Here is an 8,453-nt window from a genome sequence, read left to right on the forward strand (position 1 = left end):
GTCAGCATCATGCCAGGGCCGGGTCGTGCTTGTCCTTGCGGCGGCGGCCCTGCAACAGGCGGTTCTCTAAGTGGGCGCGCAAAGCCCCGTAATAGGCGCGCAGGAAATGCTCGTCCGACGGCACATCTTCGGGATTTTTCGCATCCTGCCAGTCGATGCGCGTCTTGATGCGCTGCGCCACGGCCCGCATGACAGCGGACTTGCGCTCACGCAGCACCTGCTCCAGCACGGTCAGTTCCATCTCGCCATAGGCCAGTTGTTCGGGCGTGAACACGAGGCCTATGGTGCGATCCACGCCCATATCGGCCAGATCAAAACTAAGCGCTGCCTTCGGCATATGGACGACGCGCGTACCGGCCAGAAAATCGCCGAGGCGGGCGTGCTGGCGGTTGAAAATTGGCAGCAGGATCAGGCCCAACGCCCATACGGCGGCGAGCCATCCAAACCAAGAACCATGCCTCATAAAGACAAAGATCAGTCTGATCGGCAGGTAAAGCTCGACCTCGCGCAGGGCATTGCGCGTAAAAATCGCCGCAGGCGTCAGCCGTCCGCCATCATGGGCGATGACGCGCAGCTTCAACAGCCGCTTGCCCGGCGTGGCGGCGTGACGGCCCATTTCAAAAACCATGAAATAGCCCGACCGGATAAAGAAGAAAAAGAACAGCATCACCATTTCGAAAATGGCCGTGGCATGGGGATGTTTGACGTTGAATCCTTCGTGAAACGGCAGGATGATCCAGATGATCAGCACGATGATCGGGGCGATGATCATGATCAGGAAGTCGATCAAGATGGCGCCGATGCGCGCCCCGAAGCTGGCATTGACGAAGGGCAGGGCCACGCCTTCGGGGCTAATCACCTCCATCAGGCTGTGATCGGCCACCGCGCCGGTGGCGTCGGCCATCAGGTCGCGTTTCAGCTTTTTTGGCTTGTCGGCTTTAGGTTTTCTGGCCATGCCCCTCCCCTTTCGGCTGAGGATTCGGGCGCGGACGGCCAACGAACAGATAATAGCTGCACCATAAGATCAGCATGACCAGCCCGATACCGATGCGCCACCACGGATCAAGGATGGTCTGGCGGCCGATCCCTTCCCAGCAACCGGCCACAGTCAGCATGACCGCCACGCCGATCATGGCCGTGCCGGTCAGGCGTCCGGCTGCGGAGACGGCGCTTTTGCGCGTCGCATCGCCGGGAAACATCAGGCGGCGGGCAATATGGAAGCCGCAGGCCGCCGCGATCAGCAGGGCGAAGATTTCGGTCGTGCCGTGGATGGTCAGCCAGGCGGCAAATTCAAAGCCCAGCCCTTTTTGCGCGAACAGCCAGATCATCGCCCCCATCGTGGCCCCCGTATAGAAGGTCAGGACGAAGGTGGGCAGGCCGAAAATCGCCCCTAAGGCAAAGCAACTGATGGCCACGCCGGTGTTATGGGTCATCAGCATGACGGCGAACGGCGCGAGCTGGTTTTTGGCCGTATCGCCGCCATCGCCGAGCGACTGGCGCAGATCATGGGCCGAGGCGGCCAGATCGCGGCCCTGCGCCTGACCTGACGGGATCAGCACACTATACCAGGCCGAATCGTGGACGCATAACAGCCAGGCCGCGACAAAACCGGCCACCAGGGTGAGAAAGGCAAAGGCCAGCTCACCGGCAATTTTTCGCACCGCCACCGGCCAGCCGCTGATGAAGAAGTCCTTCAGCACGGTTTTCAGCCGCGTCTGCGGGCCATAGATGAAGACATAGGCGCGCGCGCTCAAACCTTGCAGATAGGTGATCAGATTGCGGTCGAGCGAGATCGACTGCGCCATGCTGAGCGACGACACCGCCTGACGATACAGTACCGGCAGATCGAGCAGCTCATCCGCCGACATGGCTTTCAGCCCTTTTTGCTCGACACGGTCGAGCTGGCGGCTCAGGCGCTTCCAGTCGGCCTCGCGCGCCTCGCGGAACTTCTGGCTCTTCAGTTGCAACACGGGTTTGGCGTCGGGTTCAGCCATGATGGGCTCCTTCGGCAGGAAGATTGGAACCACGGAAAGCACGGAAAGCACGGACGGACGGGTCGTTTCGTCGCTTTTGTTGCAGACGTCCGACAAATGTCTGCGCGAAGCGCATTTGCGGTTCATGCCGGAAGCGCCATGTCAGCTCCACATCAAAATGTCCGTGCTTTCCGTGTTTTCCGTGGTCGAGCCTCTTCTGCGTCTTCATGTCCACACGCCCTCACTACAACCGGTCGGCGCGTTTAAGCGCCAGATATTTATCAACAATGGCCGTGGCCAGGGTTTCGGTCGGCGCTTCCAGCACCTCGATACCCTGACGGCGCAACTGGGCCAGAACGCGCTCCCTCTGACTGGCCAGACGGCGGGCAAACACGGCGCGCGTCACGTCTTCGGCTGTATCAGGGGCGTGGTTCATCAGCTCTTCCACCACCTCATCGCGGAAGGCGATGAACAGGACGAGATGCTTTTTCGACAGACGCTGCAAGGATTCGATCATCAGATCGGCGGAGATCTCGTCGATAAAGTCTGAGAACAGCACGATCAGCGAGCGCCGCGCCACCTTGGCGTTGAGATCGGCCAGCGCCAGGGTGTGGTTCGATTCCTCCGGCGAGTCTTCCAGCGCCGACAACTGGTATTTCAGCACGTCGAAACCGCGTCCCCCCGACAGAGCCGGTGTAATGTGGTGCGGACGCGCCGCGAAGGCATAGGAGCGGACATGATCGCCGACTTTAAGCGCCGTATAACCGAGCAAAAGCCCGGCATAGATGGCGCGGTCGAGACGTTTCAGGCCCGCCAGCGGTTCGCCCATCAGCCGGCCCGTATCATAGGCCAGCACGATATGGTGGTTGCGCTCGGCCTGATATTCACGCGAATAAAGCTTCATGTGGCGCGAGGATGAGCGCCAGTCGATCCGCCGGTGATCCTGCGAGGTGTCATATTCGCGCAGCGCGTGATATTCCGAACCGTTGAAAAGCTGGTTCTGGACGCGGATGCCGTAAATATTATCGAGCGAAAACAGGTTGGCCGCGTCCTGCTCGACGCCGTGCAGATCGGGCGTGACGACGAGCGCCGCATCGAGCGCCAGCTTTGTCTGTACGAAGACCAGCCCCAGAAAGCCGCGCCAGCGCACATGGACGGCGTCGATCTGCGCCTTACCGCGCGTCAGGGCCTTCAGGCGCAAACTGCCGTGAAAGCGGCCATCTTCGCCGCGCATCAGCGCCCGGTCATAGCTGGAGGCTTGCAGGCGGGCATCAAGCCCCAGACGCAGTTCAAGGCGCGCAGGCTTGCGCCAGCGGGTAAAATCAAGCGTGAAAGGGATGTCCGCCTCGCGGCCCAGATCGAGCGTTGGCGGCAGCTTCAGCGCCATGTCCAGCCCCTGCCCGACCGGCGCGAACATGCCGTCCAGCAGGGCGGCGGCGAACAGCAGCACGGCTGCCAGCACCACATAGGGCCACACACCCGGCGCATACAGGCCCACACCTATGGCGGCGGGCACACACAGGCCGGACAGGACGAGCAGACGGGGCGCGGGCGAAAAGGCCATCTTAAGTCTTTCCCCTCACCCCACTTGTGCCCCTCTCCCCATATATGGGGAGAGGACGAGAGCCGAGCGCAGCGAAGGCGATCGGGTGAGGGGCAAGTCCTCCCCTGCCCCTCACCCGGCTCGCAAGCTCGCCACCCTCTCCCCACATGTGGGGAGAGGGGTAGGCTAAGCGCCACGAAAGACACGAAAAGGCACGAACCCCCATCCTCCCCCGTTTACGGGGGAGGTGGCGCAGCTTGTCTGCGTCGGAGGGGGGAGCCGGACGAACCCATTCCCCCTTCCGTCGTCCGGGCTGTCGCCCGCCCTCATCCTTCCGCAAGGCCTTTGTCCAACAAGGTATTGACCACGGAAAACACGGAAAACACGGACGCACAGCGTCCGCCGGGCGCCAGACTTCACCACGCCCGCCAACACACTCCGTCCGTGCTTTCTGTGTTTTCCGTGGTTCTAAGCTTTCCGGCGCGATAGGCCGGTCGCTTTTTCTCCTCCCCATCGCAGATGGGGAGGTGGCTGTGAGCGCAGCGAACAGACGGAGGGGTATGGGGCGCACAGGCACCCCCCTTCCGTCTTTTGCCACGCCTACGCGGGCAAAATCCACCTTCCCCGTAAACGGGGAAGGATGAAGTCCGTCACGCTTCCGCAAGGCCCTTTTCCAACAAGGTATTAACCACGGAAAACACGGAAAACACGGACGCACAGCGTCCACCGGACGCCAGACCTCACCACGCCCGCCAACAGACTCCGTCCGTGCTTTCTGTGTTTTCCGTGGTTCTAAGCTTTCCGGCACGATAGGCCGGTCGCTTTTTCTCCTCCCCATCGCAGATGGGGAGGTGGCTGTGAGCGCAGCGAACAGACGGGGTATGGGGCGCACAGGCACCCCCCTTCCGTCTTTTGCCACGCCTACGCGGGCAAAATCCACCTTCTCCGTAAACGGGGAAGGATGAAGTCCGTCACACTTCCGCAAGGCCTTTGTCCGACACGGTATTAACCACGGAAAACACAGAAAACACGGACGCACAGCGTCTGCCGGACGCCAGACCTCACTACGCCCGCCAACAGACTCCGTCCGTGCTTTCTGTGTTTTCCGTGGTTCAAAGCCTTCCAACGCGATAGGCCGGGGTCGCACAAAGAAACCCCTCCGGCGAGACAAGCTCGCCACCTCACCATCTTCGCCAAAAGGCTCGACAGGGTGGAGAAGCGTGCGCGTCCGTGGTGCAAAATCCCTCATCGCGGAATCTCGATCCGTTCGAGCAGGCGTTGCAGCACCGTATCGACCTGTTCGCCCTCAATCTCGGCTGAGGCCGACAACAGCACGCGGTGGCGCATGGACGCCGCGTAGAGCGCCTTGATGTCGTCGGGCAGCACATAGTCGCGGCCATCGAGAACGGCCCTGGCACGGCTCGCACGGGCCAGCAGGGCACCGGCGCGCGGCGAAGCGCCCACAGCCAGTTGCGGCGCTTCGCGGGTGGCGCGGATCAGGGCCACGATATAGTCGCGGTTGGCCTCATTGAGCCGCACGCCGGCCACCGTGGTCATGGCCTCTTTTAAGGAGGCGGAATCGAGCACGGGCTGGATGGCGTCGAGCACATTATCGCTGGCCTGGGCATTGCCGGAGCCTTCGACAATGCGGCGTTCTTCTTCGAGCGACGGATAGCCTAAGATATGTTTGAACAAAAACCGGTCGAGCTGGGCTTCGGGCAGAGGATAGGTGCCCTGCTGCTCAATCGGGTTCTGCGTGGCAATCACCGTGAAATGCTGGCCCAGATCATGGCGCACACCGTCCAGCGTCACCGCACGTTCCTGCATGGCCTCCAGCAACGCGGCCTGTGTCTTGGGCGGGGTGCGGTTGATTTCGTCGGCCAGCAACAGGTCGCAGAAGATCGGCCCCTTGGACAGAGAAAAGCTCGACGACTGGAAATTGAACAGGTTCGAGCCCAGCACGTCACCGGGCAGCATGTCCGGCGTGAACTGGATACGGCCAAAGCGCAAGCTAAGCGCCCGGCAGAAGGCGCGCGCCAGCAGGGTCTTGGCGGTGCCCGGCGGGCCTTCGAGCAGGATGTGACCGCCGGAAAACAGCGCGGTCAGCATCAGATCCACCGTGTCGGCCTGACCGATGACCGCCTTGCCGATCTCGCCGCGCAAACGCACGGCCAGCGACTGAATATCAGATATGAGCACGTTCAATCTCCGTCTTCCAGGCATGAAGCCTGCGGGTGATGTCAATGAGCTGATGCACCGTCATGGCGCGCTCAGCCCGGCTTTTGAGGTCGAGATAGCTGTCCTGCGTATGGTGCGCCTGACCGATGCGTTCCGCCAGATCATCGGGCGGCTGGCCTTGCGAAATCTGCATATAGCCGCGGTCCTTGAGCACGAGATCGCGGACATGCCGGGCATAGGCGGGGGCCAGTTTGGCTTCTTTGAGCGTCAGCGCCAGCAGACGGGCGGCATTATCGGCCAGAACCCGCACACCGCGCCCCAGCGGCGGCCCCTCGCCTTCGCTGCGTGGCGGGCCGAAGCGCGAAAAGGCCGCCCACATCAGGGCCAGACCGGTCAGCAGCAGACACAGGGGCGCGGCGATAAAGGGTGGACGTGTCAATGTGTGGAGCAGGTCGTGGTCAAAGCCCAGCGCATTGAAGGTGATATTGAAAACGATGTCGGGTCGCGCCTGTGCCCCGTCTGCCTTGCCAGCCTTGTCCGCAGGCGGCATCAGGGCGTCGATCAGGCTGAGCGCCGCCACCACGCGCTTTGGGTCGGACAGGATCAGATTATTGAGCAGATCGGGATCGCTCAGCACATAGACGGGTGCCTTTGGCTGCGGACGCCCGCCGGTCACGATCAGGCGCGACAGGATGACCCGCCCGTCCACCGTGGTCAGCACCGGGGTGAGATTGGGCGCCGTCAGGCTTTGCAGGCCGGTGATGACGCCGAGATCGAGCGCCGGGAAGCCATTTTGTGCAGGCAAGGCCCAGTGGCGGCGCAGCGGCACGAAGTCCTGATCGATCTCCAGCCCGCCCATGCTCTTTATGAGGTCTGCCTGCGCCTTATCAGCCTTGATTTCAGCCGCCGTCTTCGCGCGGGTGTCGCGCCACATCGTGCCATGCGGCCTGTCATAGGTGATCAGCCGGTCACCGGCGATCAGCCGCATCCTGCCATCCGCCAGAGGTGGAAGTTTATTCTGAGCCGGCACGGGGGCCTGTGTAGCGGGAGCTAAAAGCTCCGTGGTGCGGATCATGACCGGCCACGGCACCATAGAGGGGTCGGCGTCCCACAGAGGATGCTTCTCCATCTGAGCGGCATTCCATTTTGGCAGAACCACCAGAACGGCGCGGCCAAGCGGATGATAGAGGATGTGGTTGACACGCTTCGGATCGGGCGCGCCATACAGATCGGTGTCATCATCCGCTGTTTGCGATCCCGCATCGGCAGAGGCGCTTTGCGCGGCGGATGAACTGACAGAAGAAGAGCTGGCCGATGCCGAATCCGCGTCCGTCTTGCGGTCGGGATTGCGGCCAAACAGAAAATTGCTCTGGTCGGAATCAAGCGTGATAATCTCAAGACCGGCTTTGAGCGGATCGGGCCCGTCCTCATCGCGGTTGACCACAACGCTGCGGCCACGCGCCAGCAGAAGCCGCTTCAGCCCCTGATCGCCCTGCGCCGACACACTGGTCACATTGGCCTGATGGCCGGTCACCGGCTCGCTATTGGCGCCCACCAGTACAATCGCCGCCATAGCGAACAGGGCGAGGCACAGGAACAGGGCCACCGCCGGTAACCACTGGCCGCGATCCTTGAGCGAAAAGCGCTTGCCGGTTTTGGGTTCCGCCATCAGACGCCCCCTGCCCGGCTGATATTTTGCGTGGCCTCAACAGCCGCAAAGGCCACATAGGCGGCGCGGCAGGCCTCAAAACCAGCCCGATCGACGCTCTTTCCGGCGAAATAGGACGATTCCACGCACGCCACGATCTCGGCAAAGGCCGGACGCGCCTCAGGCGGCAACAAAGGATGGGACAGAATATCGCGCGCCGAAAAATGTTTGCGCACCAGATCAGGCCGGTAGGCATTGATGTCAGCGACGCTGCGCACCAGCAGCAGATGGACTGCCTCGTCATATTCGCCCTTCGCCGCCAGGGCGTCGATCTCGGCCAGCAGGGCCGCCACAGCCGATTGTGTTGGCCGCCACGGCGTCTCAGACCGCAGGTGATCACGGGCGAACAGGCGCTCAAACCGCGAGGTCAGGAACAGGCGCACCACGGGCGATAACAGCAAGGCCACAAACCCGATTACCACCAGAGCCGCAATATAGGGCATGGCCGGGCCAAGCGGCGCCAGCAGATGGCCCAGCGTATCGAAAAAGTGACCGAGGCTCTTCAAAAGGCCCTGCCAGAATTTGATCGTCTTTTCGTCGATCTGTGCGGACTGGCCAAAGGCGCTTTGCAGATCATGACGGCTATTGACCTCGGCGATCAGATGGCGCGCCGCCGCCGCATCAAGCGGTGGCGAGCCTGGGTCAGCCCCTGCCGCTCCGGCTATGTGCGGCGCTATCTGCGTCACCTGTGTCTGATCTCCCCCGTAAAGCGGCTTGCGGCCTGCATATGTGTGCGGTTTCCCCCCGTTACACACAGCGATGGCACACACCGCAGCCTTTTGCGGCAGCTTAGGAGCGAACAGGTCGTGCGGTCAAGCCAGATTGCGGGCCGGTTGGTTATCACACACCCCTTTCGGTTTTTTGCCGGGTCTGGCCCCGCTCAAGGGCCAAAGACCCGGCAAACCCGCACACCACGCCGTTTTCTTGCTTAAAGAGTCTGTTATAAAGAGTCTTAAGTAAGTTAAGACTCGTGAAACCCTTTTATTTAAAGGATTTGCGGGCGGTTTTGGTGTGCATTCCCCCGTGTTTGGGTGTGTATTACCCCGCTTTG

Annotated in this window: 7 protein-coding genes; all 7 read right to left on the reverse strand. The window is 61.9% G+C overall.

The genetic code is table 11. From position 1 onward, the window contains the following. Window positions 1-7: 7 nt before the first annotated feature. Window positions 8-955, reverse strand: coding sequence for an RDD family protein (locus QB905_RS14305; protein ID WP_282975830.1), 948 nt, complete (start codon window positions 953-955; stop codon window positions 8-10). Then, entirely contained in the window at window positions 939-1,994 is a 1,056-nt protein-coding gene (locus QB905_RS14310) for a stage II sporulation protein M (RefSeq protein ID WP_282975831.1), read from the reverse strand. Before QB905_RS14310 ends, QB905_RS14305 begins: the two co-directional genes overlap by 17 nt. Then, window positions 1,987-2,202: a hypothetical protein gene (locus QB905_RS14315; RefSeq protein ID WP_282975832.1), complete on the reverse strand. Its 216-nt coding sequence runs from the start codon at window positions 2,200-2,202 to the stop codon at window positions 1,987-1,989. The genes QB905_RS14310 and QB905_RS14315 overlap by 8 nt, the downstream gene beginning before the upstream one ends. Window positions 2,203-2,217: 15 nt before the next feature. Next, the gene (locus QB905_RS14320; protein ID WP_282975833.1) at window positions 2,218-3,537 is read right to left on the reverse strand and encodes a DUF58 domain-containing protein; all 1,320 of its coding nucleotides are present in this window, start codon (window positions 3,535-3,537) and stop codon (window positions 2,218-2,220) included. 1,224 nt (window positions 3,538-4,761) lie between these two features. Continuing rightward, window positions 4,762-5,715 (reverse strand): AAA family ATPase, encoded by a 954-nt coding sequence (locus QB905_RS14325; protein WP_282975835.1) that lies wholly within the window; start codon window positions 5,713-5,715, stop codon window positions 4,762-4,764. Next, complete coding sequence (locus tag QB905_RS14330; protein WP_282975836.1) at window positions 5,702-7,363, reverse strand: hypothetical protein; 1,662 nt, start codon at window positions 7,361-7,363, stop codon at window positions 5,702-5,704. Before QB905_RS14330 ends, QB905_RS14325 begins: the two co-directional genes overlap by 14 nt. After that, window positions 7,363-8,088, reverse strand: a complete 726-nt coding sequence (locus tag QB905_RS14335; protein ID WP_282975837.1) for a hypothetical protein — start codon at window positions 8,086-8,088, stop codon at window positions 7,363-7,365. Before QB905_RS14335 ends, QB905_RS14330 begins: the two co-directional genes overlap by 1 nt. Window positions 8,089-8,453: the final 365 nt, after the last annotated feature.

The sequence above is a fragment of the Asticcacaulis sp. EMRT-3 genome, assembly GCF_030027245.1.
In the GTDB taxonomy this organism is placed as follows: domain Bacteria; phylum Pseudomonadota; class Alphaproteobacteria; order Caulobacterales; family Caulobacteraceae; genus Asticcacaulis.

Excerpts from the sequence above, each read along its gene's own strand:
- QB905_RS14315 (WP_282975832.1), bottom strand. The coding sequence starts at position 2,202 with ATGAAGACGCAGAAGAGGCTCGACCACGGAAAACACGGAAAGCACGGA.
- QB905_RS14310 (WP_282975831.1), bottom strand. The coding sequence starts at position 1,994 with ATGGCTGAACCCGACGCCAAACCCGTGTTGCAACTGAAGAGCCAGAAG.
- QB905_RS14305 (WP_282975830.1), bottom strand. The coding sequence starts at position 955 with ATGGCCAGAAAACCTAAAGCCGACAAGCCAAAAAAGCTGAAACGCGAC.
- QB905_RS14320 (WP_282975833.1), bottom strand. The coding sequence starts at position 3,537 with ATGGCCTTTTCGCCCGCGCCCCGTCTGCTCGTCCTGTCCGGCCTGTGT.
- QB905_RS14330 (WP_282975836.1), bottom strand. The coding sequence starts at position 7,363 with ATGGCGGAACCCAAAACCGGCAAGCGCTTTTCGCTCAAGGATCGCGGC.